Source organism: Stenotrophomonas geniculata ATCC 19374 = JCM 13324 (assembly GCF_001431625.1).
GTDB lineage: Bacteria > Pseudomonadota > Gammaproteobacteria > Xanthomonadales > Xanthomonadaceae > Stenotrophomonas > Stenotrophomonas geniculata.
Genome location: NZ_LLXT01000119.1, coordinates 23,658 through 49,145, shown reverse-complemented (window position 1 = coordinate 49,145; position 25,488 = coordinate 23,658). Strand labels below are relative to the sequence as shown.

The following is a 25,488-nucleotide window of genomic DNA, read 5'->3' as shown; positions in this document are numbered from 1 at the left end:
GGCCTTTTGCTTTTAATTTGGTCGCGCATTCCACCTGATCCCCGCGCCTGTCGGCGCGCCCCCTTGAACATCAAGGGGGCTCTCCTCCAGAGAGGGGTCCGGGGTCGGATCCTTTTCAGAGAAAAGGGCTCCGACCCCACCCCCTTCTGACATGTGAAGCCACGGGTAGTACCGACCGCTGGCCGGCAACCCGGGAATGCATGACACCGAAACGACAAAAGCCCGGCCGAAGCCGGGCTTTTGCTTTTCCATCCAGCGGGCTCCCGAAGGAGCCCAACCAGGCGCGGTAGATCAGCGCTTGGAGAACTGGGTGGCGCGGCGGGCCTTGTGCAGACCGACCTTCTTACGCTCGACTTCACGGGCGTCACGGGTCATGAAGCCGGCCTTGCGCAGCTCGGACTTCAGGGTTTCGTCGTACTCGACCAGAGCACGGGCGATGCCCAGACGGATCGCACCGGCCTGGCCGGTGGTGCCGCCGCCAGCGGCGGTGACCAGGATGTCGAAGCTTTCGGTGTTCTTGGTCAGCTCGAGCGGCTGGCGCACGATCATGCGCGCAGTCTCACGACCGAAGAACTCGTCCAGCGGACGGCCGTTGACGGTGATGTTGCCCGAACCCTTGCGCAGGAACACGCGAGCGGTGGAGGACTTGCGGCGGCCAGTGCCGTAGTTTTGAGTGATAGCCATGATTAGATATCCAGAACCTGCGGCTGCTGTGCGGCGTGCGGATGCTCAGTGCCGGCGTAGACCTTGAGCTTGCGGTACATCTGGCGACCCAGCGGGCCCTTCGGCAGCATGCCCTTCACGGCGATCTCGATCACGCGCTCCGGGTGGCGCTCCAGCGCCTGTGCCAGGGATTCGGTCTTCAGGTTGCCGATGTAACCGGTGAAACGGTGATACATCTTGTCCTGCAGCTTCTTGCCGGTGACGGCAATCTTTTCTGCATTGATGACGACCAGGTAGTCGCCGGTATCAACGTGGGGGGTGTAGACCGGCTTGTGCTTGCCGCGCAGACGGCGGGCCAGCTCGGTGGCGAGACGGCCCAGGGTCTTGCCCTCGGCGTCGACGAGGTACCAGTCGCGCTGGACGGTCTCGTTCTTGGCAGTGAAAGTGCTCATGAAGAACTCTAGGTTAGGTCGGGCTCATTGCGGCGAAAGGCTCACCGGAACTCTGCCACGCGTTGTGAAAAGGTGAAGCGTAAGAGGCGGGATTGTACGCAGGTCAGACCCCCGTTGCAAGCCGACCCCTGACCGGGTTGGCAGGGGGACGGGGCCGGGCGAGAATCGCGGGGTCTTCCGCCCCACCGTGTACCGCCATGACCGTGCTCCGCCAGATCACCCCGCTGGACCACCTGCTGACCGAGGCGCAGCGCGCCCTGGACACGGTGTTCGGCAACCCGCCGGCGGCCCGCCCCTACCCGGCTGCGGACACCGACGAGCCGGGCATGGACAGCACTGAACGCCGCCATGCGGCCGGGCTGATGCGGATCAACCATGTCGGCGAGGTCTGCGCGCAGGGCCTGTACTTCGGCCAGGCCGCCGTGGCCCGCGACCCGGCCACGCGTGAACACCTGCTGGAAGCGGCCCAGGAAGAGACCGACCACCTGGCCTGGTGCGCCACCCGCCTGGGCGAACTGGACAGCCGTCCGAGCCTGTTCAACCCGCTCTGGTATGCCGGCAGCTACACCATCGGCACCCTGGCCGGGCTGCGTGGCGACGGCTGGAACCTGGGCTTCGTGGTCGAAACCGAGCGTCAGGTGGAAGCCCATCTGGACGAGCACCTGGTCGACCTGCCGGCCAGCGACCTGCGCAGCCGCGCGGTCATCCAGGTGATGAAGGAAGACGAGGCCCGCCATGCGGAGCACGCCGAGCAGGCCGGCGCACGCCGCCTGCCGTTCCCGATCCCGGGCGCGATGGCGCTGGCCTCCAGGGTGATGAAGACCATCGCCTACCGCATCTGAAGGGTTTGCCCGCACCAACGGCGTGGGCCTACCAAGAGGTGCGGCGGGGCCTGACGGTGGGCCCGACCGTTGGTCGGGCCATCAATCAGTTCGGCGACACCAGCTTCAGGCCGATCACACCGGCTACGATCAGGCCCACGCAGGCCAGGCGGGCCGGCGATGCGCTGTCGTTGAACAGGTAGATGCCCAGCACCACCACGCCCATGGCGCCGATACCGGTCCAGATCGCGTAGGCCGTGCCGACCGGGATGCTCTTCATCGCCTGGCTCATCAGGTACAGGCTGATCAGCGCGGACACGACCGTGGCAGCAGTGGGAAGGGGTTTGCTGAAGCCTTCGGAGTACTTCATTCCGAGGGCGAAACCGATCTCGAACAGGCCGGCCAGCAGCAGGTAGATCCAGGGCATGGGTGGGGGCTCCTTACCTTTTTGAGAAAAACGAAACGGCCCGGTGTTTTCACACCGGGCCGTGGGTCGGTACATCACCGTGGAACCACGTCGCTTGCGCGACACCAGTTCCACGGGGCGGGTCGTCCCGCCTGGGCGGCGATGCCTGCCGGCATCGCGCATGGGGCTTACTCGGACAGGTTCCGGCCGTGGAACAGCTCTTCGATCTCGCGCTTGAGCAGCGCTTCGATCTTCATGCGTTCCTTGAACGACAGGTTCTTGGCCTTTTCCTCGAACAGGTACTGGTCCAGGTCGAAGTCCTTCAGGTGCATCTTCGTGTGGAAGATGTTTTCCTGGTAGACGTTGACGTCGAACATCTCGTAACGCGACTTGATGTTCTTGGCCAGGAAGTTCTGGATCGAGTTGATCTTGTGATCGATGTAGTGCTTCTTGCCCTTCACATCGCGGGTGAAGCCACGGACGCGGTAGTCCATGATCACGATGTCCGACTCGAGGCTTTCGATCAGGTAGTTCAACGCCTTCAACGGCGAAATGACGCCGCAGGTGGCCACGTCGATGTCGGCGCGGAAGGTGGCGATACCTTCCTGCGGGTGCGTTTCCGGATAGGTGTGCACGGTGATGTGCGACTTGTCCATGTGCGCGACCACGGCGTCGGAGATCAGCTCCTTGCCGGCCTGCTTCTTGTCGATCACCGGTTCTTCGGAGATCAGGATGGTCACCGAGGCACCCTGCGGGTCGTAGTCCTGGCGGGCCACGTTCAGGATGTTGGCGCCGATGATCTCGGCGACATCGGTCAAGATTTGAGTCAGCCTGTCGGCGTTGTACTCTTCATCGATGTATTCAATGTAACGCTGACGCTCCTCTTCGGTGCGCGCGTAACACACGTCATAGATGTTGAAGCTCAGCGCCTTGGTGAGGTTGTTGAAACCCTGCAGCCTCAGGCGAGGCAACGGCTTGACCACGGCGGTCGATTCCTGTGTAAGAAGGGAAAGGGGGAATTATGGGGCAAACCGTCCCCGGGGGGAACGTGAAGATCGCTCACATCTGGCACACTGTTTGCCCTTAACAATTGCGCTGGTTAAGCTCCGCTATCGACCCCGTGAATCCGTTCATGCGCAGAGGGAGCGCTCCTATCGTGTCAACCGTGCGCCTAGCTAGCAGTCCACTGGCCCTGGATATCGCCACAATCGATCGTTTCCTGGCGCACAGCCACAGGCGGCGATACCCCACCCGTACCGACGTCTTCCGACCCGGTGACCCGGCGGGAACCCTGTATTACGTCATCAGCGGCTCGGTTTCGATCATGGCCGAGGAAGATGACGATCGCGAGCTCGTGCTGGGCTACTTCGGTGCTGGCGAGTTCGTCGGCGAGATGGGCCTGTTCGTTGAATCGGACCGCCGCGAGGTGATCCTGCGGACCCGCACCGCCTGTGAGCTGGCCGAAATCAGCTACGAGCGCCTGCATCAGCTGTTCCTCGGCCCGCTGTCGGCCGATGCCCCGCGCCTGCTGTACGCGCTGGGCCAGCAGATCTCCAAGCGCCTGCTCGACACCAGCCGCAAGGCCAGCCGACTGGCATTCCTGGACGTCACCGACCGGATCGTGCGCACCCTGCACGACCTGGCGCAGGAACCGGAAGCAATGAGCCACCCGCAGGGCAGCCAGCTGCGCGTCTCGCGCCAGGAACTGGCGCGCCTGGTCGGCTGTTCGCGCGAAATGGCCGGCCGCGTGCTGAAGAAGTTGCAGACCGACGGCCTGCTGCATGCCCGCGGCAAGACCGTGGTGCTGTACGGCACCCGTTGACCGTTGAGCCCCCGGTGGGTGCGGACCTTGGTCCGCACTCCCTCGCGCGCTAGGCTCGGGGCATGGAACTGAGCAGCGAATTCTGGTGGTTCATCCTTATCGGCCTCGGCGCGCAGCTGGTCGACGGCGCGCTGGGCATGGCTTTCGGCCTGGTCTCATCGTCGGTGATGCTGAGCATGGGCCTGCCGCCGGCGCAGGTCAGCGCCAGCATCCACACCGCGGAAGTGTTCACCACCGGCGCCTCGGGTGTGTCGCACCTCGCCGCCGGGAATGTCGATAAACGCCTGTTCCTGCGCCTGGCCCTGCCCGGCGCGGTGGGCGGCGCGGTGGGCGCCTACGTGCTCACCCAGATCCCGGGCGAGATCATCCGGCCACTGATCTACCTGTACCTGCTGGTGCTGGCGATCATCATCCTGGCCCGCGCGGCCGGACGCTGGATGCCCAAGGGCGAAATCCGCCGGGTACCGGTGCTGGGCTTCTTCGCGGGCCTGCTCGACGCCAGCGGCGGTGGCGGCTGGGGGCCGATCGCCACGTCCACCCTGCTCGCTCGTGGTGGCCAGGCGCGCACCACCATCGGTACGGTCAATGCGGCGGAGTTCGTGGTCACGCTGACGGTGTCGGCGACCTTCCTGCTGTCGATGGGGGTGCAGCACCTGCAGATCGTCGCCGGCCTGCTGATCGGCGGCATGATGGCCGCGCCGGTGGCGGCGATCCTGGTCAAGCGGGTGAAGGAGCGCTGGGTGCTGGTGGCCGTTGGCGTGCTGGTGCTGGGCATCAGCCTGTTCCAGATCGGCCACGCGGTGTACGGGCACCTGTATCGCTGAGGCATTCCCTGTAGAGCCGGGCCATGCTCGGCTGATCGCGCACGGATACCGCAACGAAGAGCAGCCGAGCATGGCTCGGCTCTACAACAGGCTCGGATCAGGCCTTGTCGCCACCACGGTCCACGCAGCCCCAGTTGAGGATGCGGGTGCCGGCCGGCAGCACGCGGCGGAAGAAGTCCACCCTGCCCGGCTTCGGGTTCACCACCACCGGCGCCTTGGCCGCCAGCAGCAATGGCAGGTCGGCGGTGCTGTCGGAGTAGGCGATATCGATATCGCCGTAGCCGCGCTCGCGCAGCATGCGCATCTTCTCTTCGTTGTGGCAGTGGCGGGTCGGGCCGACGCCGCCCAGCCGCGGGCCAACCTCGGTGCCGATCACCGGTACGTCCTGGTGGGCGACGAAGGCCAGGATCGCCCGTGCCAGCTCTGGCGGCGCGCCGGTGGCAACCACCACGCGGTCGCCCTTGGCGCGGTGCGCGGCGAACACCTCCAGCGCCTGCGGCAGCAGCTTGGCGCGCATCTGCGCCTCATTGCGCAGCACATAGGCGTCGATGACCTTGTTGAAGTCGCGCGCACGGTGCAGGCCGAAGCTGCCGATCCACACATAGACCGAAATACCGGCACGACGGGTCGGCAGCAGCGCCACCATCGGCCCGGCGATCGGCGTGACCAGCAGCGCCGCCAGCATCCGCAACGGGTTGCGCTTGATCAGCGAGGCGAACAGGTGGGTGCCCGAATCGCCGTCGTAGAGGGTGTGGTCGAAATCGAAGACCACCAGCGGCGCATCGTCGCGCGGCGTCGGATAGTGCGTTTTCATGCCGCGAAGAATAGCTGACGCAGGCCCTCGCCCGGCTCTTCCACGCGCATGAAGGCCTCGCCGACCAGGAACGCATGGATGCCGGCATCGCGCATCAGCGCCACGTCCTGTGGGCCCAGGATGCCGCTCTCGGTCACCAGCAGGCGGTCACGCGGCACCGCCTTCTGCATGTCCAGCGTGGTCTGCAGCGACACTTCGAAGGTGCGCAGGTTGCGGTTGTTGATGCCGATCATCGGTGCCGGCACCTGCAGCGCACGCTCCAGTTCGTCGATGTCATGCACTTCCACCAGCACGTCCATGCCCAGCGACAGTGCCAGTTCGGACAGGGTGGCCAGCTGGGTGTCGTCCAGCGCAGCGACGATCAGCAGGATGCAGTCGGCGCCCAGCACGCGCGCCTCGTACACCTGGTAGGCGTCAATCACGAAGTCCTTGCGCAGCACCGGCAGCGTGCAGGCCTCGCGGGCCTGCTGCAGGTAGGCGTCGGCACCCTGGAAGAAATCCGCGTCGGTCAGCACCGACAGGCAACTGGCGCCACCGAACTCGTAGCTGACGGCGATATCGGCCGGGCGGAAATCCGGGCGGATCACGCCCTTGGACGGGCTGGCCTTCTTCACCTCGGCGATGACTGCGGGGTCGCCATTGGCCACGGCCGCCTGCAGGGCGCGCACGAAGCCACGTACCGGCGGGGCGCTGGCCACGGCGGCCTGAAGCGCCTCGAGCGGGCGCTGGGCGCGGCGCTGGGCCACTTCTTCGGCCTTGCGGGCCAGGATCGTCTGCAGGATGTCGCTCATCGTCGTCGGTTCGGTGCGGGGGCGGTGAGGACGGCCATTATCGGCCATCAAAAGGGTCAGGCTGAACCGCGCGCTCAGGCAACCAGCGCGCGGGTGGTCTCCACATACTGCTGCAGGCGCTGGCGGGCGCTGCCGTTGGCGATGGCTGCACGGGCACGGGCCAGGCCATCGCCGATGTCGCTGGCCACGCCGGCCACGTACAGCGCGGCGCCGGCATTCAGCGCCACGATGTCCAGTGCCGGTCCCTGCTGGTTGTCCAGCACGGCGCGCAGCATGGCGATGGACTGCTCCGGGCCGTCCACGCGCAGGTTGCGGCTGGCCGACATGGCGATGCCGAAGTCTTCCGGGTGGATCTCGTACTCGCGCACCTTGCCGTCGCGCAGCTCGCCCACCAGGGTGCCGGCGCCCAGCGAGATCTCGTCCATGTTGTCGCGGCCCCAGACCACCATGGCGCGCTCGGTGCCCAGCTCGCGCAGCACGCGCGCCTGGATGCCCACCAGATCGGGGTGGAACACGCCCATCAGCACCGACGGCGCGCTGGCCGGGTTGGTCAGCGGGCCGAGGATGTTGAAGATGGTGCGCACGCCCATCTCGCGGCGGACCGGCGCGACTACCTTCATCGACGGATGGTGGATCGGCGCGAACATGAAGCCGATGCCGGTCTGCTCGATGGCCGCGGCCACCTGGGCCGGCTGCAGTTCGATGGCCGCACCCAGCGCTTCCACCGCATCGGCGCTGCCGGACTTGGACGACACGCTGCGGTTGCCATGCTTGGCAACACGCGCACCGGCTGCGGCCGCCACGAACATCGCGCAGGTGGAGATGTTGAAGGTATGCGAGCCATCGCCACCGGTACCGACAATGTCGACCAGGTGGGTGGTATCGGCCACCGGCACCGCCAGCGCGAATTCGCGCATGACCGTGGCCGCGGCCGCGATCTCGTCGATGGTTTCCTTCTTCACCCGCAGGCCGGTGAGGATGGCGGCGGTCATCATCGGCGAGACATCGCCGCGCATGATCTGCCGCATCAGGTCGACCATTTCGTCGAAGAAGATTTCGCGGTGCTCGATGGTGCGTTGCAGGGCTTCCTGGGGGGAGAAGCTCATGGGAATGCTCCTTGGATCAGGCCGCCGGACGCTGCAGGAAATTGCGCAGCAGGGCGTGGCCGTGTTCGGTGAGGATGGATTCGGGGTGGAACTGCACGCCCTCCACCGGGAACTGGCGGTGACGCAGGCCCATGATCTCTTCGATCGAGCCGTCCTCGTTCTCGGTCCAGGCGGTCACTTCCAGCACATCGGGCAGGCTGTGCTTGTCCACCACCAGCGAGTGGTAGCGGGTGGCCTGGTAACGATCCGGCAGGCCGGCGAACACGCCCTTGCCTTCATGGCGGATGGGCGAGGTCTTGCCGTGCATGATGTTGCCCGCGCGGATGACCGTGCCACCGTAGACCTGGCCGATGCCCTGGTGGCCCAGGCACACGCCGAGGATCGGCGTGGTCGGGCCCAGGCGCTGGATCAATTCCAGCGACACGCCCGCCTCGTTGGGCGTGCACGGGCCGGGCGAGATGACGATGCGCTCGGGTTTCTGCGCGGCGATCTCGTCCACGCTCATCGCATCGTTGCGCACCACCTTCACTTCGGCGCCCAGCGTCTGCAGGTACTGCACGAGGTTGTAGGTGAAGCTGTCGTAGTTGTCGATCATCCACAACATGGTCAGGTTCCGTCGCTTATCAGGAAAATGGCGTATACGTTTTCGGTGTAGGTGATGGGGCCGGCTTCAATGGACTCCGGTGCACCGGGCGCAGGTGCCGAGGTCGGTGCATAGCTGCCGGTCACCGAGATCCTGTCCAGATACTCACCATCCTCGCCCGGCTGCGGCCATTGCCCGGCCTGGATGCCGTAGGCGAAGTCCGGCGCCACGTCGGAGATGCTGTACAGGCCACGCACTTTCGTTCCATAGGCCTTGGCCAGGCCCTGCGCGGACTCGCGGGTCTTGGCCGCTGCTTCGCCCTTGAGTTCGCGTCGCAGCGCCACTTCGCCCGAGTAGGTCGGGGCCACGCTGCTGACCTGCACGTTCTCGTTGGCCTTCAGCGCACCCAGCACGTCCTGCATCGCCTTCACGCTGGCGAAGCTGGCACGCAGCTGGCGCGACACGCGGGTGCCGATGAAGACCTGCCGGTTCTGCTCATAGCGCGTCGCCGGACCGATACGCAGGTTGTCCGCGCGCACGCTGCCTTCCACCGCCTTGTGCTGCTTGAACAGCGCCAGCACGCGCGCGACGTTGTCCTGCACGCGGCGGCGCGCGGCGTCAGCATCCATGTCGGTCTCTTCGATGTTCAACTGCAGGCCGAACCGGTCCGGCATCACCACGCGGCGCGCCTCGCCCTTCACCAGCAGGTGCGGCTGCGAGGGAATGGTATTGGCCTGCGCCCACGCAGACGGGGCCATCGTGGCCAGCAGTGACGACCACAGCAATGCGCTCAGCAGCTTCATGCGGTACTCCTTGTCTTGAACGGGAACAGCAGGAGGTGCCGCGGCGCAGGCCACGGCACGGAAAGGCTCACAGGCCCTTGGCAGCCTGGGCGACGGCGCGGAACAGCGCGCGGCCCTTGTTCATCGTCTCGTCCCATTCCTTGTCCGGGTCCGAGTCGTAGACGATGCCGGCGCCGGCCTGCACGTACAGGCGGCCATCCTTGATCACCGCGGTGCGGATCGCGATCGCGGTATCGGCATCGCCGTGCCAGCCGATGTAGCCGATGCTGCCGGCATAGACATTGCGCTTGATCGGTTCCAGCTCGCGGATCACCTCCAGCGCGCGGATCTTCGGCGCGCCGCTGACCGTGCCGGCCGGGAAGGTGGCGCGCAGCACATCGGCATAGCTCAGCCCCGGCTGCAGCTGCCCGGTCACTTCGCTGACGATGTGCATGACGTGGCTGTAGCGTTCGATCACGAACTGCTCGCCCACTTCCACGGTGCCGGCCTTGGACACGCGACCGGCATCGTTGCGGCCGAGGTCGATCAGCATCAGGTGCTCGGCGCGTTCCTTCGGATCGGCCAGCAGTTCGGCTTCCAGCGCCAGATCCTGCTCGACGGTGGCACCGCGCGGACGGGTACCGGCGATCGGGCGCACGGTGACTTCGCCATCCTGCAGACGCACCAGGATTTCCGGCGACGAGCCGACCACCTGCAGGTCGCCGACATCCAGGAAGTACATGTACGGCGACGGGTTCAGTGCACGCAGCGCGCGGTACACATCCACCGGGCGCGCCTTGAACGGCACGCTCAGGCGCTGGCTGAGCACCACCTGGAAGATGTCACCGGCGCGGATGTATTCCTTGCTGCGCTGGACCGCATCGACGAAGCCTTCGCGGGTAAAACCGGAGACGAAATCGGACTCGTCCAGCACATCACTGTTGAGCGGCGCGGGATAACCGGCGCCCGGTGCGCGCAGCTTGGCGGTCAGTGCATCCAGGCGGGCCTGGGCCTGCTCGAAGGCGCCCTCGACCCGGGGGTCGGCATGTACGATCAGGTACAGCCGGCCCTTGAGATTGTCGAACACCGCCAGCTCATTGGAATCCAGCAGCAGGATGTCCGGGGTGCCCAGTTCATCACGGCCGGCCGGCGGCGCCAGGCGCGGTTCGATGTAGCCGATGCATTCGAAACCGAACCAGCCGACCAGGCCACCGGTGAAGCCCGGCAGGCCGTCCAGCTTGGGCACCGAGTGAGCGCTGCGCAGCGCCTCGACCTCGGCGAACGGGTCGGCCACCTCGCGGGTTTCCACCATCTGGCCGTCTTCGCGCACGGTCAGCGTATGGCCGTGGAAGGCGTACACGCGGCGCGCCGGCAGGCCGATGATCGAGTAACGACCAAAGCGCTCGCCGCCTTCGACGGATTCAAACAGGTAGGTATTGGGGCCGTCGGCGAGCTTCAGATAGACCGAAAGCGGCGTGTCCAGGTCGGACAGCACTTCACGGACGACGGGAATATGGGTGTGGCCTTCAGCGGCCTGCTGCTGAAACTGAGCGTGCGAGTTCAAGACGACTTTCCTTCCGGGACACAGCGTTATGGGGGCGGACGACGGCAACGGGCCACCATCGCCACCAACGGCGTGCGGAAGAAAGGGTATGCGGGGTCGTCAGGCTGGACACCCCTTGACTGTATCGCAGCCGGGGCGGGAGGGGAACCCCGCCGCCGCGGCGCGGTTCATTCGGCCATTAGCCCATCCGCCGGGCATTCTCCTGGGCCTCCAGCCCCTGTTGCTGGGCCAATCCAGCCGCCGTCGCCTGTTCGCGACCGGTGTTCAGGGCGTCAACCTGCGCCGTGCTCACGGCCAGCGGCTGGGCCATGCCGGCCGCCACGTCCACGTGCGCATGTCGGCGGTGGGCCGCCTGCAGATCCGGGGTGTCGACCGCGAATGCCCGCGTGCGGTCGTCACTGAGCAGCACATGGGAAATGGCCTGCAGCCCATCGCGCTTGGCCTGCGCAGCCAACGCCCCGGCCAGCTGGTCGCTCTGCAGGTTCGGGATGCGGCCATGTGCCACATCGAGGCCGTGCACGCCGGTCTGCGCGCCCTTGAACAGATGGAAGTCGATGTGCCCCGGATCGTTCAGCGCTGGCATCTTCGCGGCCCCCTCCTGCAGCTGCGCATGCGGCCGTCCAAGCAGCTTGCGCGCGGCCGCCTCCTGGCTCGCGATTGCCGCGTCGAGACTGGGGTTCATCGTCTCGCTCATGCCATGCCGGTCCACCGACTCCCCCATGGTCGCACTGCCGCGCCCGATCACCCACGACGTCTTGGCAAGGTTGACCAGGTTCTGCGGCAGTGCCGGCGTGGGCAGGTGCGTGGCAATGCCCTTGTTGGCCATCGCACCCAGCCCGACGGTGCCGGCCAGCACGGCCGGCGCCTGCGAGGTCAGCCCGGTGATCTGATGGCTGCTCCAGTTCATGCCCATGTGGAAAGTCGCGCCGTACACGGCATAGCCATTGCGCAGCCCATTGGCCACGCCATGCACGCCCTGCTGCAGCTGGCCGCCCAGATGATGGCCGCCGGCGCGGATGCGGCCGGCATCCGCCGCTGCTTCACGGGTGGCTTCACGGGCCTTGGTTTCGTGTTGATTGCGGGCCGCGTCACCGTGCTCGCGCATCTGCCTGGCCATGTCGTCGGCACCGAGCGCACCCAGCACGCTGGCCCCGATGTTCCAGCCGTAACTGCCCTTGGCCTGCACGCGGTGGCTGACCGATTCGACCAGACCCTGCAGCTCGCGTCCCTTGGCAATGACCGTCGCGCCGCCTTCGATGCCGACCCGCATGCTCTTTCCACCGTAGTCGACCACGGTGCCGATCGCATTTCCCTGCAGGGTCGACGCACGCTCGACGGCCACGCCGGACAGGCTCATGCCCCGGCCCGCCAGCGCGCCGACCTGCTCGACATGTTCACCGGCAACCCGTCCGGCACGCATGCCACGCGCACCTGCGATCAGCACCTCGGCCAACGGGCCACCGTATTCGGCAAGCTGGCTTGGCGCTTCTCGATGGCGGCGGTCCACCACCTTTCCATTCACTTCGGTCTTGGCATCCAGCAACAGTTCCATCCTGCCCGCGGCCACCGGAACATTGCGCAATGCCTCCGCCCCGGATTTCGACGCCAGCTGGTCAACCAGCTGGGCGGTGGCCGTCTGCGCACCGGCCGGCATCATCTCCTGCAGCTTGCGGGTAACCATCTGCTGCACGCCGGGCTGGCGCAGCAGCTGGCTGGTCTCGCTGGCCAGCAGGCCAAAGCCCTGCCGGTGATGCTCGTTGAGCCGCTTCAATCCGTTCTGCACATCGTTGAGCACTTCACCCGAGGTCTGGTAGGTGTGCACCGTGTCGCGCGTGTTGAACACCGGCAATCCGTGGGATTTCGCGTAGCGATCGGCGGTGGCCGGATGCAGGCCCGCCGAATTGAAGGTGGTCGCACGTACACCGGTCACCGCCGAAGCGGCAGAGGCCATGCCGCCGCCAAGCGAATGACCGGCGAGTTCAAAGTGGGTACCGGAGGTCTTCAAGCGACTCGCCAGTGCCATGGCCCGATCGTAGTAGTCACTCTGCATGCCCACGCCCTGGCGTCCGTTGTTGAGGAAATCCTCGCCTCCGGACTCACGCCGCCCGCCTTTCGCCCGGGGATCGATGATTTCGCCCGTGGATCCCTTGAACACCAGCACCGGCTTGGCGTCATCACCGAACACCCTTTTGTCCGGAATGTAGATCTCTGCGCGGAAACCCGAGTCGTTCGGCCGCATCAGCTTCTTCAGGTCGGCTGCCCCAAGGCTGATGCCCGCCGCTTTGAGCGTGTCCGGGTCGGTCACGGCACTGGCTCGCGTCCACCCGACCGGCGGTTCTCCTTTGCCCTTTGCCGAGGCATACACATCATCAGCAAGCGAACCCAGCTCGCGGGCGTGATAGGTCTCGCGCAGGCGCGCCGCTTCGGTGGCGTGTCCACCGCCCTGCAGTTGCTCGACCAGGTGCTGCTGCGCCTGGACGCTCCTGGCGCGGGCCTGCAGCAGGCGTTCCTGCTGCTCGGGATCGTGACCGCTCATGGCAGACTCCATTGCTCATCAGTGAAGACGTGGTCATCCAGGACCTGCTGGAATGACCACGGCCAACGCTATCATCCCCCGAACGCGTCCATGTCAAGGAATCACATGCACCGTCCCCCTCACAGTTCCTTTACGCCATTCTCCTGGCTGGCGCTGATGCTGCTGATACTGCTGAGCGCCTGCGCGCGCACGTCTTCACATGGCGCGGAGCGCTATTTCGAAGGCAAGGCCCTGGAGCTGGCCATTGCCGCCGAACAGGGTGATGCGGCGACGATCACGCGCCTGATCAAGACCGAAGGCGTGAACCCCGACAAGGAGTTCTCGAAGCAGGATGGCATTCCGCTCATCGCGTGGCCGTTGCGCGCGCGCAACCTGGAAGGCCTGCGCGCGATGCTCGACAACGGCGCCAACCCGAATGCACGGCGTATTGAAACGCTGGACGGCGAGACGTTCCGCCACAACAACGCCATGGTCTATGCCGCGAAGATGGACGATCCGCGCTACCTGGCCCTCCTGCTGGATCATGGCGGCGACCCGGACACGCGCACCTCCAATACCGAAACGCTGCTGTTTCAGGCCTTCATTTCCGGCAACCTGTGGAAGAACATCCAGCTGCTGGTGGAGCGCGGCGCACACGTCAACGAATCCAACATCGGCCAGGCCGATACGGTCCTGAGCTGGTACACCGGCCGTGGCGGCTTCGAGCAGGCCTACTGGCTGCTTGAACATGGTGCGGACCCCACGATTGCATCGCCGTCATCGGCGCAACCGGGCGCGCCCGATCGGATGGCCATGGTCGAAGCGATCTACTGGGAAATCACCACACCGGACCTGCTGCCGTGGCAGAAGAAGTGCCAGCAGTGGCTGATCGATCACGGCATTGCCCGGCCGCCGCTGCCGCAGTACATCCGCGAGAAGCGTGAAGCATTCGGGTTCCCGGCGAAGGAGCAGGACATACCGCCGTTGTAGTACTTCCGGTGCGGCTCAGCGCGGCTCGGACAACAGTGCACAGCCCACGGGCAGGTGCATCCGCACCCTGCCCGGCACGCACGCGATGCGGAACTGGCGCGCCTGTACCGGTTCACCGTCCAGGTTGAGCGTCAGCGGGCGCTCGGACTCCACCTGCAACCATGGCAGCCGCGCGCGTGTTGCCAGCTGTTCCAGCGCGGCCTGGGTGCCGGACTTCAGCATCTGGCCGAGCGTGGCGGTGACTTCCCCCTCCAGCTCCGGAAGCACCGTCACGTCCAGCTGCCCATCATCGATCAGTGCCTGCGGGCACAATTGCTGGCCACCGCCTGCCTGGCGGCCATTGCCGATGCCGAGCGCGATGAAGTCGCCTTCCCACGCGAAGTCCGGGCCGGACAGCCGCGCGGTGATCGGCTCGATGCGACCCAGCTTGGCGATGCCGGTGATCACGTAGGCCAGCCCGCCCAGCATCTTCTTCAAGCCGGCATCGGTCTCCACCGTTACCTGCGTGCCAAAACCACCGCTGGCAAGGTTGGCGCACCACCAGTGGGTGCCATCGGCGTCCACGCGCAGGAGATCGATCGCATGCGGCGTCGCCTGCCCGATCAAGCCGAAGGCCTCCTTCGGCTCGGTGGGAATGCCGGCAGCAGTCGCGAAGTCGTTGGCGGTCCCCATCGGAATCAGCGCCAGTGATGGCAGCGCATCCGCCGGTTCCTCACGGTGGGCCAGGGTCTCGGCCACCGCACTGAGCGTGCCATCGCCACCGGCGGCCACGATCACATCCACGCCGTGATCAATCGCCTCGGCCACGTAGCGCTCGGCATCACCGTCCTCCCAGGTCACCCGCACTTCCAGCTGCACACCCTGCCCGCGCCAGTGGCCGACGGCGTCGCGCAACTCATCGTTGCCAGCGGATTTGCCATTGAGGATCAGGCGCCAGCGCGGTGCGGCCATGTGGTGCTTCCAGGACGGGGGCGCACAGGCTAGCAATGCGCTGTTTGTCCGCGGTGAATGTCACGCAGATGTCATTCAGCAACCGGAGAATGGAAGGCCATAGCAGGGACGATGGATGGAGGCAGGATCAGCCTCCCACGCATGCAGCGAGGCCACGCCGGGGTTTGGCGTGGTCTTTTTTTTTGCCTTGCCGCGACGGCTCAGAGATAGGCGTCGATCGGGCTGTGCAGCAGGCAGCTGTCAAAATCATCCACGTCGCGCAGCTCTGCGGGCTCGATGCCGTGCTGCTGCAGGAGGATGGCGAGTGCCGCCATGCCATCGGCAAACCGGCGCTCGACCCGCGTCAGCGGATCCTGCATGGCCAGGTCGTAGTCGAAGCCATAGGCGGTTTCGGTGAAGCGTGCGGCGTGGGTGACAAGACGCGCCTCGAAGGCACCGTAGGCATCCGGCAGGACATGCACGAACCGGCGCAGGTCGTCCTGTGCTGGGAGCTCTGCTGCCAGCGGATGCCCCTGCGCGATCCGCTCCAGGGGAGGCAGCGGCGGTGCTGGATAGCGGCGCTGCCACAGCAGCAGCGCGCGCTCGACATCATGGCCGCACCGCTGCAGGTCGGCGGCGGCCTCATCCACCGGGGCGCCCGTGCGCTGCCTGTACTCGGCAACCAGCCGGCGCACGATCCAGGCATGCGCCACGGCAAGATCCCCGCCCGATTCCATCAGTGCCTGCCTGCAGATACGGATGGACGCGGGCAGCTGCTGGCGAAGCAGGGTGATGCGTTGCGGCAGGGTCAGCGCATCCACTTGGCGGCTACCCGGCAAATGCCTTCAGGGCAGCGCCTTCCAGCCGGTACACGGTCCACTCGTCCTGCGGCTTGGCGCCGGCGGCGGTGTAGAACTCGATGGCCGGGGTATTCCAGTCCAGCACCGACCATTCGAAGCGGCCGCAGCCTTCGGCCACGGCCTGCCGGGCGATGTATTTCAGCAGCGCCTTGCCTGCGCCGACGCCGCGCTTTTCCTGGCTGACGTACAGGTCTTCCAGGTAGATGCCCTTGCGGCCCAGCCAGGTGGAGTAGTTGTAGAAATACACCGCATAGCCGATGGCCTCACCGTCGGCTTCGCAGATCAACGCGCGTGCGGTCGCGTCGGCACCGAACAGGCTCTCGGCGATGCCGATCTCATCGGTCTGCACCGAATGCTCGGCCTTCTCGTAGATGGCCAGCTCACGGATGAAGTGCAGGATCAGGCCGGCATCGGCCACGGTGGCCGGACGGATGTTCAACACGGCCACCGTACCCATGGCTCAGCCCCTTGCCGCAGCAACGTTCGCGCGCATCTGCGCGATCACGTCCTGGTAGCTGGTCTTGGCGTTGAAGATGGCCGAGCCGGCGACGAAGGTGTCAGCGCCAGCGGCGGCGATCTCACCGATGTTGTCGGCCTTCACGCCACCGTCGATCTCCAGGCGGATGTCCTTGCCGCTGGCGTCGATCATCTTGCGCACCACGCGCAGCTTGTCCAGCGCCGAGGGGATGAAGGCCTGGCCACCGAAACCCGGGTTGACCGACATCAGCAGCACCAGGTCCAGGTCATCCAGCACCCAGTCGAGGATGTCCACCGGGGTGGCCGGATTGAGCACAATGCCCGGCTTGCAGCCCAGCGAGCGGATCAGCTGAATGGTGCGGTGCACGTGGCGACTGGCCTCCGGGTGGAAGCTGATGTAGGTGGCACCGGCTTCGGCGAAGTCCGGGATGATGCGGTCCACCGGCTCAACCATCAGGTGCACGTCGATCGGCGCGGTGACGCCGTGCTTGCGCAAGGCCTGGCAGACCATCGGGCCGATGGTCAGGTTCGGCACGTAGTGGTTGTCCATCACGTCGAAGTGGACCCAGTCCGCACCGGCGGCGAGGACGTTGTCGACTTCCTCGCCGAGGCGGGCGAAGTTGGCGGAGAGAATGGACGGGGCGATGAGGCAGTTGGACATGGCCGGGGCCTTCGGAACGGGGAAAGGATTCTCCCGCCCGCAGGCGGGACTGTCGGGTCAGCGCTTGCGCAGGGTCTTGATGCGGTCGTAGGCGGCGTTGATCCGCCGCGACTTCTGCTCGGCCTGCTGCTGCAGCTCGGGGGCGGCACCGCCCAGCTTGTCGGGGTGGTACTGCGAGATCAGCTTGCGATAGGCGCGCTCTACCTCGGCATCGGTGGCCTCGGAGGTCAGCCCCAGCTCCCGGTACGGGTTCTCCTTGTTCAGGCGGAACCAGTCCGAGTCGAAGGCATGGCCGATCAACAGGCCGACCACCGCGCCAAACAGCGGATTGGGCCGGAACAGCAGGGCGCCGGCGATGAATCCGAGCAGTTTTCCGTACCAGCGCATGGCGCTCCGGGGTCGACCGACGAAATGGACGCTCATTTTACGTCACAGCGGGCCCGGACGGCTTTACACTAGGCCGCCCGCTGGTCAGCGGGCCCGCCGGGTCCGTTGGGCAGCCGTATCGACAACGCCCCAGGAGTGCCCGTGCCAACCACGCTGTTGCAATCCGATCTCCCCGGCCTGCCCTTGCGCCATCGCGGCAAGGTGCGTGATGTGTTCGATATCCCGCGCGAGCGGCTGCCTGCAGGGACCCCGCCGGGCGACTACCTGCTGATGGTGGCCACCGATCGCCTGTCGGCGTTCGACGTGGTCCTGCCCGACCCGATCCCGGGCAAGGGCGAGATGCTCTGCCAGGTGTCCAACTTCTGGTTCGCCAAGACCGCGCACCTGATGCCCAACCACCTGACCGGCATCGACGTGGCCAGCGTGCTGCCCGAGGGCGTGGATCCGGCCCTGTACGCCAAGCGTGCGGTGGTCACCCGCAAGCTGAAGCCGGTGCCGGTGGAAGCGATCGCCCGCGGCTACCTGATCGGCAGCGGCTGGAAGGACTACCAGCGCACCGGGAAGGTCAGCGGCATCGACCTGCCCGATGGCCTGCGCCAGGCCGAGCAGCTGCCGGAGCCGATCTTCACCCCCTCGACCAAGGCCGCCGTCGGCGACCATGACGAGAACATCGATTTCGATGCGATGGTGAAGCAGGTCGGTGCGGACCTGGCCGAGCGCGTGCGCGACGCCACCCTGCGCATCTACAAGTTCGCCGCCGACTACGCCCGCGAGCGCGGCATCATCCTGGCCGATACCAAATTCGAGTTCGGTACCGACGCCGATGGCCGCCTGTACATCATGGACGAGATGCTGACGCCGGATTCCTCGCGTTACTGGCCGGCCGACGAGTACGAAGTGGGTACCAGCCCGCCGAGCTACGACAAGCAATTCGTGCGCGATTACCTGGAGACGCTGGACTGGGGCAAGACCGCCCCGGGCCCGACCATCCCGGCCGAGATCATCGAGCGCACCCGCGCCAAGTACGCCGAGGCGCTGCAGCGCCTGGCCGGGATCAGCGTCGACTGATCCGCCTGCGCCCCCGGCCGGAAAGGCGGGGGCACTCTGAAGGGGTAGTGCCGGCCGCTGGCCGGCAACCTCGGCGAATCCGCAGCCAGGCATGGCCTGGCTCTACTGTCGGCTCTGGCGGGAGTATGCTGGCCGCATGCAGACATCCACCGAGCTTGCGCGGCCGATCGACCGCTATTTCGCCAGCTACTCCGACGACCACCGCAATGTGATCAACCAGCGCATCCACGTGGTGGCGGTACCGGCGATCCTGTGGTCGGTGGTGGCCCTGCTGTGGTGCCTGCCGCCGCTGATCACCTGGTTCCAGTACGGCATCTGGTCGGCGTTCGCGATGTTCAGCGCGTGGTGTTTCTACAACAAGCTGTCGCGCCCGCTGGGCATCGGCATGCTCATCCAGTTCTTCGTGTTCGGCTGCCTGTGCCGCCTGCTGGAGGCCGAAATCGGCCTGCAGGCCCTGCGCTGGCTGGCGGTGGGCGTGTTCGTGGTGGCCTGGATCGCGCAGTTCATCGGCCACACGTTCGAGGGCCGCAAGCCCAGCTTCCTGACCGACCTGACCTACCTGCTGATCGGCCCGGCCTGGGTGATGGCCAAGTTCTACCGCAAGCTCGACTGGCGCTATTGAACTGCGGCCGGCCGACGGCGACCGTCGTTTCCTGAACGGGCAGATTCCGTCACCCGCACTCCACGACGGCCCTGCCAGCCTGCCCCGGTGACTCGCTCCCCACTTCCCGCCCGTCGACGGCAGCCCCTGTGCGACAGGGCCTGCGGTCTCCCTGCGTGGGCGTAGGGTGTCCCCGAGGGCAACCGGGGAAGGACTGCAGGAACGTGATGCTGCACCGCAGAAAAAATGAATCAGCGAACGTTACATGCAATTGATCGCTGTTCGATGGGTTTCGGCGACATTTCGCGGCCTGTTATCCTCCCTGACCTGCTCGTGAATCATGGATTCCCTGCATGCTCCCCAGCCTGCCCCTGCTGCTGGCCCTGCCGTTCCTGATGGCAGCGGCTGTTGCGGCCTTCCCCCGTAGTTCGCGCTCGACTGCTGCCTGGCTGGCGGCGCTGGCGCCGTTGGGCGGGCTGGCCATCCTCGGCTGGCTGACCCCGTCCGTACTCGGCGGCCAGGTGGTGCGGACGATGGTCCCTTGGCTGCCTCAGATCGGCCTGGACTTCACCCTGCGCCTGGACGGGCTGGCCTGGATGTTCGCCGGGCTGGTGCTGGGCATCGGCGCGCTGGTGGTGCTGTATGCGCGCTACTACCTGAGCCAGCAGGACAACGCGCACCGCTTCTACTGCTACCTGCTGCTGTTCATGGGCGCCATGCTGGGCATGGTGCTGTCGGGCAACCTGCTGTTGCTGATGATCTTCTGGGAAATGACCAGCATCAGCTCGTTCCTGCTGATCGGCTTCTGGTCGCACCGCCAGGACGCCCGCGAAGGCGCGCGCATGGCGCTGGTGATCACCGGCGGCGGCGGCCTGGCCCTGCTCGGCGGCGTGCTGCTGATCGGCCGCATCGTCGGCAGCTTCGACCTGGACGTGGTACTGGCCGCCGGCGAGCAGATCCGCGCCAGCGCGCTGTATCCGTATGCCCTGTTCCTGATGCTGGCCGGCATCTTCACCAAGAGCGCGCAGTTCCCGTTCCACTTCTGGCTGCCGCACGCGATGGCGGCGCCGACCCCGGTCTCGGCCTACCTGCACTCGGCCACCATGGTGAAGGCCGGCGTGTTCCTGCTGGCGCGGCTGCATCCGGCGCTGGCCGGCAGCGACCTGTTCTTCTACACGGTCAGCGGCATCGGCGCGATCACCCTGTTGATCGGGGCCTGGAACGCGATCTTCCAGCACGACCTGAAGGGCCTGCTTGCGTACTCCACGATCTCGCATCTGGGCCTGATCACCCTGCTGTTCGGCCTGTCCACGCCAATGGCGGTGGTGGCCGGCGTGTTCCACATCCTCAACCACGCCACCTTCAAGGCCTCGCTGTTCATGGCCGCCGGCATCATCGACCACGAAACCGGCACCCGTGACATGCGCAAGCTCGGAGGCCTGCGTAAGCTGATGCCGTTCACCAGCGCGCTGGCGATCATCGCCTCGCTGGCGATGGCCGGCATCCCGCTGCTCAACGGCTTCCTGTCCAAGGAAATGCTGTTCGCCGAGGCACTGACCGCCGGTGGCGGCCCGGGCGCGATGCGCACGGCGGTGTCGATCGCCGCGCTGCTGGCCGGCGTGCTGGGCGTGGCCTACAGCCTGCGCTTCGTGCACGACACTTTCTTCGGCCCCGGCCCGCACGACCTGGACCGCGTGCCGCATGAACCGCCGCGCTGGATGAAGGTGCCGGTGGAACTGCTGGTGGTGATCTGCGTGGCGGTAGGCATCGCTCCGGCACTGACCGTGGCGCCGGTGCTGCACGCCGCTGCGGCCTCGATCCTCGGCAACGCCATGCCCGAGTACAGCCTGGCGGTGTGGCACGGTTTCAACCTGCCGCTGGCGATGAGCGCGATCGGCGTAGTCGGTGGCGTGGCGCTGTACTTCGGCCTGCGCAGGCTGATCAACCTGCACGGCGTGGAAACCCGCACCACCGGGCGCAACGTGTTCCATGCACAGCTGGATGCGATCTCCGCGCTGGCCATGCGCCTGACCAACGGCATCGCCAATGGCAGCCTGCAGCGCATGCTGCTGGGCCTGGTGCTGGTGGCCATCACCGTGGCCGCCGCGCCCTACATCGCCAACCCGGCCTCGCCGAACTGGACCAAACCGCAGCCGATCCCGCTGCTGGGCTGGGCGCTGTGGCTGGTGATGATGGCCTGTGCGGTGGCCACCCTGCGTGTCTACAAGCAGCGCCTGCTGGCGGTGCTGCTGGTGGGCGGTGTCGGCCTGATGGTGGCGCTGACCTTCGTGTTCCTGTCCGCACCCGATCTGGCCCTGACCCAGCTGCTGGTCGAGATGGTGACCCTGGTGCTGATGCTGCTGGGCATGAACTACCTGCCCGCGCAGTCCGGACCGGAGCGGCCGCGCTGGCGCAAGCGGCGCGATGCGGTGATCGCCATCATCGCCGGTGCCGGGCTTGGCGCGCTGGCCTATTCGGCGATGACCCTGCCGCCCAACACCATGGCCGGCGAGCTGCTCGCCCGCGCCCTGCCCGAGGCGTACGGCCAGAACGTGGTCAACGTGATCCTGGTCGACTTCCGCGGCTTCGATACCTTCGGCGAGATCACCGTGTTCGGCATCGCCGCACTGGTGGTACATGCCCTGCTGCGGCGCACGCGGATGGCGCCGGAACAGATCATGCCTGGCCCGCCGATCAAGCTGCCGGTGCCGGCTGACCTGGCGCAGATCATGTTCCCGCTGACCCTGACCGTATCGATCTTCCTGTTCCTGCGGGGCCACAACGCGCCGGGCGGTGGCTTCATCGCCGGCCTGGTGCTGGCGGTACCGCTGCTGATCCAGTACGTGATCCAGGGCACCGCGTCGGTGGAATCGCGCTTCGGCTTCGACTACATCCGCTGCATCGGCATGGGCCTGCTGATCGCCCTGCTCAGCGGCAGTGCCTCGATGCTGTTCGGCGTACCGTTCCTGACAAGCGGGCACCTGGACCTGCACCTGCCGCTGATCGGCGACGTGCCGCTGGCCAGTGCCATCGGCTTCGACATCGGCGTCTACCTGGTGGTGTTCGGCGGCGCCATGCTGATGCTGTCGATGATGGGCACGATCAAGCCGTCGCGTACCCGCACTGCCCGCAAGGGTGAGATCGACCTGCAACGCCGTTCGGCCCGCACCGGGGAGATGCACTGATGGAACTGGCCCTGGCTACCGCGATCGGCGTGCTGACCGCCATCGGCATCTACCTGCTGCTGCGTGCGCGCAGCTTCGATGTGATCCTCGGCATGACCTTCCTGTCCTACGCCACCAACCTGCTGATCTTTGCCGGTGGCCGCGTGGTGCTGGGCAAGGCGCCGGTGCTGCAGGAGGGTGTGGACAGCCATCTCGGCAACTACACCGACCCGTTGCCGCAGGCACTGGTGCTGACCGCGATCGTGATCGCCTTCGCGATGACTGCCGTGAGCATCGTGCTGGCCATGCGCAGCCGCAGCGACAACCACAGCGACCACGTGGACGCCCACGAACCGGATGACGACCTGCAGGATGAGCGCGTGCCGCCGCGCCAGGACGAGGACCGCGCATGAATCATCTGGTGATCCTGCCGATCCTGATTCCGCTGCTGGGTGCTGCACTGTCGCTGTTCGTCGAACACCGCCGCTATGGCCCCAGAGTGCAGCGCGCGGTGGCCTGGACCGCGCTGTCGGCGCTGGCCCTGGCGGTGGGCCTGCTGTTTGCCAGCACGGCCAGCGGTGACATCAACGTCTACCTGCTGGGAGACTGGCCGTCGCGGCTGGGCATCGCGCTGGTGGCCGACCGGCTGTCGGCGTGGATGCTGCTGACCACCCTGCTGCTGGCCATTCCCTGCCTGCTGCATGCCTGCTCGGGCTGGGACCGCCGCGCACCGCACTTCCATGCACTGTTCCAGTTCCAGCTGGTGGGCCTCAACGGTGCGTTCCTGACCGGCGACATCTTCAACCTGTTCGTGTTCTTCGAGGTGATGCTGATCGCCTCCTACGGCCTGCTGCTCAGCGGTGGCCGCGGCCTGCGTATGCGCATCGGCCTGCACTACGTGGTGTTCAACGTCACCGCCTCGACCCTGTTCCTTATCGCGCTGGGCCTGCTGTACGCCTCGCTGGGCTCGCTGAACATGGCCGAGCTGTCGCAGCGCATCGCCGAGGTGCCAGCGGCGCAGCTGACCCTGGTGAAGGCGACGATGGGCCTGTTGCTGCTGGTGTTCTGCGCCAAGGCCGCACTGATGCCGCTGTACCTGTGGCTGCCGGAAGCCTATTCGCGCGCGCCGGCCGCTGTGGCTGCGCTGTTCGCGATCATGACCAAGGTCGGCCTGTACTCGGTGCTGCGCATCCAGATGCTGTGGTTCGGCGACGATGCCGGCGCGATGACCGGCTATGGCCGCGACTGGCTGCTGTGGGCCGGCGTGGCAACGCTGGTGCTCGGTGGCCTGGGTGCGCTGGCCGCAACCCGCCTGCGCGTGCTGATCTCCTACCTGGTGATCGTGTCGGCAGCCACGCTGTTCATCGCCTTCTCGGTAGGCACGCCGCAGGTGCTGTCAGCCGGCCTGTACTACTTGCCACACAGCAGCTTCGTCGCCGCCGCGCTGTTCCTGATTGCCGACCTGATCCGCCGCCGACGTGGTGGCGCCAGCGACCGCAAGGAAGTGGTGGCACCGATGCCGGGCAAGGAAACCCCAGCGGTGCTGTTCCTGATCGGCGCAGTGTCGGTGGCCGGCCTGCCTCCGCTGTCCGGCTTCCTGGCCAAGGCCGCGCTGCTGGCTGGCATGCCGGCACAGTACACCGCCCCCGTCTGGACGGCGGTGCTGGTCAGCAGCCTGCTGGTGATCATGGGCCTGACCCGCGGCGGCATCCGCCTGTTCTGGCGCGTGCCACCGGTCGATCCCGAGGCACCGAAGCCGCGCAAGGCACGCCTGCGCCGGGTCGAGCTCTACGCCGCCTGCCTGCTGCTGGGTTACGGCATCGGCATGACCCTGGCCGCCGCCCCACTGATGCGCTACACCGACGCCACCGCCGCACAGCTGCTGCACCCCAGCGAGTACGTGCAGCAGCTGCGCGCGACCACGCCGGAGATCCGCCAGCCATGACCGCCCAGCGCTCCCTGTTCCGCCGCGTCATTCCCTCGCCGATGCTCAGCATCATGGTGGTGGCATTCTGGCTGCTGATGTCCGACAGCTTCACCCTCGGCCAGATCGTGCTGGGGCTGGTGCTGGGCGTGGTGGTGCCGCTGTTCGCCGCGCGCCTGGATCGCGAGTTCGCCCGCATCGGCACTCTGCGCCCTTTGCCGAAACTGCTGTGCGTGACCCTGTGGGACATCCTGATGTCCAACATCCGCGTTGCCCTGCAGGTGCTGGGCCCGGAGAAGAACATCCACCCGGGTTTCATCTGGTTGCCGCTGGACATCGCCAACATCCACGGCATCGCCGCGCTGACCAGCATGATCACTCTGACCCCGGGCACGGTCTCGGCCGCGCTCAGCGACGACCGCAAGTTCCTGCTGGTGCATGTGCTGCACCTGGAGGACCCACAGGACCTGATCGATACGATCAAGCGCCGTTACGAGGCGCCGTTGATGGAGATCTTCCCATGACCGGTTTTGAAGTCATCCAGACCACCCTGGTGGTGTGCATGCACGTGGTCGGCCTGGCGATGCTGCTGGCCACCTGGCGCCTGCTGCGCGGGCCGACCGTGCCCGACCGCATCCTCGCGCTGGACACCCTGTCGGTGACCGCGATCGCCGAGCTGATGCTGTTCGGCATGTACCTCAACTCGCCGATCTACTTCGAGGCCGCGCTGATCATCGCCATGCTCGGCTTCGGCAGCACCGTGGTGCTGAGCAAGTTCGTGCTGCGCCGGGACATCGTCGAATGATCACCGCGATCCAGATCGGCCTGTCGATCCTGCTGCTGTTCGGCTGCTTCTTCATCCTGGTCGGCGCACTGGGCCTGGTGAAGCTGTCCACCTTCTTCAAGCGCCTGCACGCACCGACCAAGGCCAGCACGCTGGGCGTGGGCTGCGTGCTGGTGTGCTCGGTCTGCTACCACATCTTCCTGGGCCAGGACCCGCAGCCGCGCGAGCTGCTGATCACCGTGTTCCTGTTCATCACCGCGCCGATCAGCGCACACATGATGGCCAAGGCCGCGCTGTCGCTGCTGATGGAAACCCGCCCCAGCCTGCCGGGCAACGAGCCGGCCGCCGAAGAGCAGCTGCCGCCGCCGGAGCCGGTGCGGGAAGAAGAGACCACGCAGGGCCGGTAAATCCGGTAGCGGCCGACCTTGGTCGGCGCATTGTTTGCGCGAGTGCCAACCAAGGTTGGCACCCACCGGGTGATCGGTGGTGGGTGCCGACC

General features: G+C 66.5%; 28 protein-coding genes. 12 read left to right on the top strand and 16 right to left on the bottom strand.

Annotated elements, in window-relative coordinates:
• Positions 1–291: 291 nt before the first annotated feature.
• Positions 292–684 carry a 30S ribosomal protein S9 gene (gene rpsI / locus ARC63_RS14690; protein WP_005411311.1) on the bottom strand — a complete coding sequence of 131 codons (393 nt, stop codon included), beginning with the start codon at positions 682–684 and terminating at the stop codon, positions 292–294.
• Positions 685–686: 2 nt separating this feature from the next.
• Positions 687–1,115 carry a 50S ribosomal protein L13 gene (gene rplM / locus ARC63_RS14685; protein WP_005414692.1) on the bottom strand — a complete coding sequence of 143 codons (429 nt, stop codon included), beginning with the start codon at positions 1,113–1,115 and terminating at the stop codon, positions 687–689.
• A 197-nt stretch (positions 1,116–1,312) separates the two neighbouring features.
• Between rplM and coq7 the strand changes: the two genes are divergently transcribed.
• On the top strand, positions 1,313–1,957 hold the full coding sequence (coq7, locus tag ARC63_RS14680; RefSeq protein WP_010482647.1) for a 2-polyprenyl-3-methyl-6-methoxy-1,4-benzoquinone monooxygenase: 645 nt from the start codon (positions 1,313–1,315) through the stop codon (positions 1,955–1,957).
• An 85-nt stretch (positions 1,958–2,042) separates the two neighbouring features.
• Here the strand turns inward: coq7 and ARC63_RS14675 are convergent, their stop codons facing one another.
• Entirely contained in the window at positions 2,043–2,363 is a 321-nt protein-coding gene (locus tag ARC63_RS14675) for a DMT family transporter (RefSeq protein WP_057503650.1), read from the bottom strand.
• 167 nt (positions 2,364–2,530) lie between these two features.
• Positions 2,531–3,325: an adenosylmethionine decarboxylase gene (gene speD, locus ARC63_RS14670; protein ID WP_006473908.1), complete on the bottom strand. Its 795-nt coding sequence runs from the start codon at positions 3,323–3,325 to the stop codon at positions 2,531–2,533.
• 149 nt (positions 3,326–3,474) lie between these two features.
• On the opposite strand from speD, the gene crp reads away from it, so the two are divergent.
• Both crp and ARC63_RS14660 read left to right on the top strand, forming a co-directional pair.
• Positions 3,475–4,164 carry a cAMP-activated global transcriptional regulator CRP gene (gene crp / locus ARC63_RS14665; RefSeq protein ID WP_010482649.1) on the top strand — a complete coding sequence of 230 codons (690 nt, stop codon included), beginning with the start codon at positions 3,475–3,477 and terminating at the stop codon, positions 4,162–4,164.
• A gap of 62 nt (positions 4,165–4,226) precedes the next feature.
• Entirely contained in the window at positions 4,227–4,988 is a 762-nt protein-coding gene (locus ARC63_RS14660; protein ID WP_010482650.1) for a sulfite exporter TauE/SafE family protein, read from the top strand.
• 97 nt (positions 4,989–5,085) lie between these two features.
• Here ARC63_RS14660 and ARC63_RS14655 read toward each other — a convergent pair whose 3' ends face one another.
• The 7 genes from ARC63_RS14655 to ARC63_RS14625 form a co-directional block, all read right to left on the bottom strand.
• Positions 5,086–5,802 carry a haloacid dehalogenase-like hydrolase gene (locus ARC63_RS14655; protein ID WP_010482651.1) on the bottom strand — a complete coding sequence of 239 codons (717 nt, stop codon included), beginning with the start codon at positions 5,800–5,802 and terminating at the stop codon, positions 5,086–5,088.
• Positions 5,799–6,593: an indole-3-glycerol phosphate synthase TrpC gene (trpC, locus tag ARC63_RS14650; protein WP_049480644.1), complete on the bottom strand. Its 795-nt coding sequence runs from the start codon at positions 6,591–6,593 to the stop codon at positions 5,799–5,801. The genes ARC63_RS14655 and trpC overlap by 4 nt, the downstream gene beginning before the upstream one ends.
• Before the next feature lie 74 nt (positions 6,594–6,667).
• Positions 6,668–7,699 carry an anthranilate phosphoribosyltransferase gene (trpD, locus tag ARC63_RS14645; RefSeq protein WP_043399367.1) on the bottom strand — a complete coding sequence of 344 codons (1,032 nt, stop codon included), beginning with the start codon at positions 7,697–7,699 and terminating at the stop codon, positions 6,668–6,670.
• 16 nt (positions 7,700–7,715) lie between these two features.
• Positions 7,716–8,303: an anthranilate synthase component II gene (locus tag ARC63_RS14640; RefSeq protein ID WP_049411794.1), complete on the bottom strand. Its 588-nt coding sequence runs from the start codon at positions 8,301–8,303 to the stop codon at positions 7,716–7,718.
• Between the two features lie 2 nt (positions 8,304–8,305).
• Complete coding sequence (locus ARC63_RS14635; protein WP_057503649.1) at positions 8,306–9,085, bottom strand: SIMPL domain-containing protein; 780 nt, start codon at positions 9,083–9,085, stop codon at positions 8,306–8,308.
• A 67-nt stretch (positions 9,086–9,152) separates the two neighbouring features.
• Entirely contained in the window at positions 9,153–10,628 is a 1,476-nt protein-coding gene (gene trpE, locus ARC63_RS14630) for an anthranilate synthase component I (protein ID WP_049411792.1), read from the bottom strand.
• Between the two features lie 178 nt (positions 10,629–10,806).
• A complete protein-coding gene (locus ARC63_RS14625) occupies positions 10,807–13,164 on the bottom strand; it encodes a Tle-like phospholipase domain-containing protein (RefSeq protein ID WP_057503648.1) in 2,358 nt (785 codons plus the stop codon).
• 105 nt (positions 13,165–13,269) lie between these two features.
• Between ARC63_RS14625 and ARC63_RS14620 the strand changes: the two genes are divergently transcribed.
• Positions 13,270–14,133: an ankyrin repeat domain-containing protein gene (locus ARC63_RS14620; RefSeq protein ID WP_228354867.1), complete on the top strand. Its 864-nt coding sequence runs from the start codon at positions 13,270–13,272 to the stop codon at positions 14,131–14,133.
• A gap of 15 nt (positions 14,134–14,148) precedes the next feature.
• On the opposite strand, the gene yegS is transcribed toward ARC63_RS14620, so the two are convergent.
• The 5 genes from yegS to ARC63_RS14595 all read right to left on the bottom strand — a co-directional run bounded on the left by yegS (position 14,149) and on the right by ARC63_RS14595 (position 17,448).
• Positions 14,149–15,084 carry a lipid kinase YegS gene (gene yegS, locus ARC63_RS14615; RefSeq protein WP_010482660.1) on the bottom strand — a complete coding sequence of 312 codons (936 nt, stop codon included), beginning with the start codon at positions 15,082–15,084 and terminating at the stop codon, positions 14,149–14,151.
• A 200-nt stretch (positions 15,085–15,284) separates the two neighbouring features.
• Positions 15,285–15,884 carry a hypothetical protein gene (locus tag ARC63_RS14610; RefSeq protein WP_057503647.1) on the bottom strand — a complete coding sequence of 200 codons (600 nt, stop codon included), beginning with the start codon at positions 15,882–15,884 and terminating at the stop codon, positions 15,285–15,287.
• A 7-nt stretch (positions 15,885–15,891) separates the two neighbouring features.
• Positions 15,892–16,371 (bottom strand): GNAT family N-acetyltransferase, encoded by a 480-nt coding sequence (locus tag ARC63_RS14605; protein WP_049411837.1) that lies wholly within the window; start codon positions 16,369–16,371, stop codon positions 15,892–15,894.
• A 12-nt stretch (positions 16,372–16,383) separates the two neighbouring features.
• Positions 16,384–17,061 carry a ribulose-phosphate 3-epimerase gene (gene rpe, locus ARC63_RS14600; protein WP_010482664.1) on the bottom strand — a complete coding sequence of 226 codons (678 nt, stop codon included), beginning with the start codon at positions 17,059–17,061 and terminating at the stop codon, positions 16,384–16,386.
• Positions 17,062–17,118: 57 nt separating this feature from the next.
• Positions 17,119–17,448: a J domain-containing protein gene (locus tag ARC63_RS14595; protein ID WP_005411327.1), complete on the bottom strand. Its 330-nt coding sequence runs from the start codon at positions 17,446–17,448 to the stop codon at positions 17,119–17,121.
• Positions 17,449–17,589: 141 nt separating this feature from the next.
• On the opposite strand from ARC63_RS14595, the gene ARC63_RS14590 reads away from it, so the two are divergent.
• The 8 genes from ARC63_RS14590 (at position 17,590) to ARC63_RS14555 (ending at position 25,396) form a co-directional block, all read left to right on the top strand.
• Positions 17,590–18,516, top strand: coding sequence for a phosphoribosylaminoimidazolesuccinocarboxamide synthase (locus ARC63_RS14590; RefSeq protein ID WP_029379835.1), 927 nt, complete (start codon positions 17,590–17,592; stop codon positions 18,514–18,516).
• Positions 18,517–18,652: 136 nt separating this feature from the next.
• Positions 18,653–19,138 carry an Mpo1 family 2-hydroxy fatty acid dioxygenase gene (locus tag ARC63_RS14585; RefSeq protein WP_010482667.1) on the top strand — a complete coding sequence of 162 codons (486 nt, stop codon included), beginning with the start codon at positions 18,653–18,655 and terminating at the stop codon, positions 19,136–19,138.
• Positions 19,139–19,470: 332 nt separating this feature from the next.
• A complete protein-coding gene (locus ARC63_RS14580) occupies positions 19,471–22,302 on the top strand; it encodes a monovalent cation/H+ antiporter subunit A (RefSeq protein ID WP_057503646.1) in 2,832 nt (943 codons plus the stop codon).
• Entirely contained in the window at positions 22,302–22,694 is a 393-nt protein-coding gene (locus tag ARC63_RS14575; protein WP_010482669.1) for a Na+/H+ antiporter subunit C, read from the top strand. Before ARC63_RS14580 ends, ARC63_RS14575 begins: the two co-directional genes overlap by 1 nt.
• Positions 22,691–24,226 (top strand): monovalent cation/H+ antiporter subunit D, encoded by a 1,536-nt coding sequence (locus ARC63_RS14570; RefSeq protein ID WP_010482670.1) that lies wholly within the window; start codon positions 22,691–22,693, stop codon positions 24,224–24,226. Before ARC63_RS14575 ends, ARC63_RS14570 begins: the two co-directional genes overlap by 4 nt.
• Positions 24,223–24,729, top strand: a complete 507-nt coding sequence (locus ARC63_RS14565) for a Na+/H+ antiporter subunit E (protein ID WP_010482671.1) — start codon at positions 24,223–24,225, stop codon at positions 24,727–24,729. The genes ARC63_RS14570 and ARC63_RS14565 overlap by 4 nt, the downstream gene beginning before the upstream one ends.
• A complete protein-coding gene (locus ARC63_RS14560; RefSeq protein ID WP_005411334.1) occupies positions 24,726–25,010 on the top strand; it encodes a K+/H+ antiporter subunit F in 285 nt (94 codons plus the stop codon). Before ARC63_RS14565 ends, ARC63_RS14560 begins: the two co-directional genes overlap by 4 nt.
• A complete protein-coding gene (locus ARC63_RS14555) occupies positions 25,007–25,396 on the top strand; it encodes a Na+/H+ antiporter subunit G (protein WP_010482673.1) in 390 nt (129 codons plus the stop codon). The genes ARC63_RS14560 and ARC63_RS14555 overlap by 4 nt, the downstream gene beginning before the upstream one ends.
• Positions 25,397–25,488: the final 92 nt, after the last annotated feature.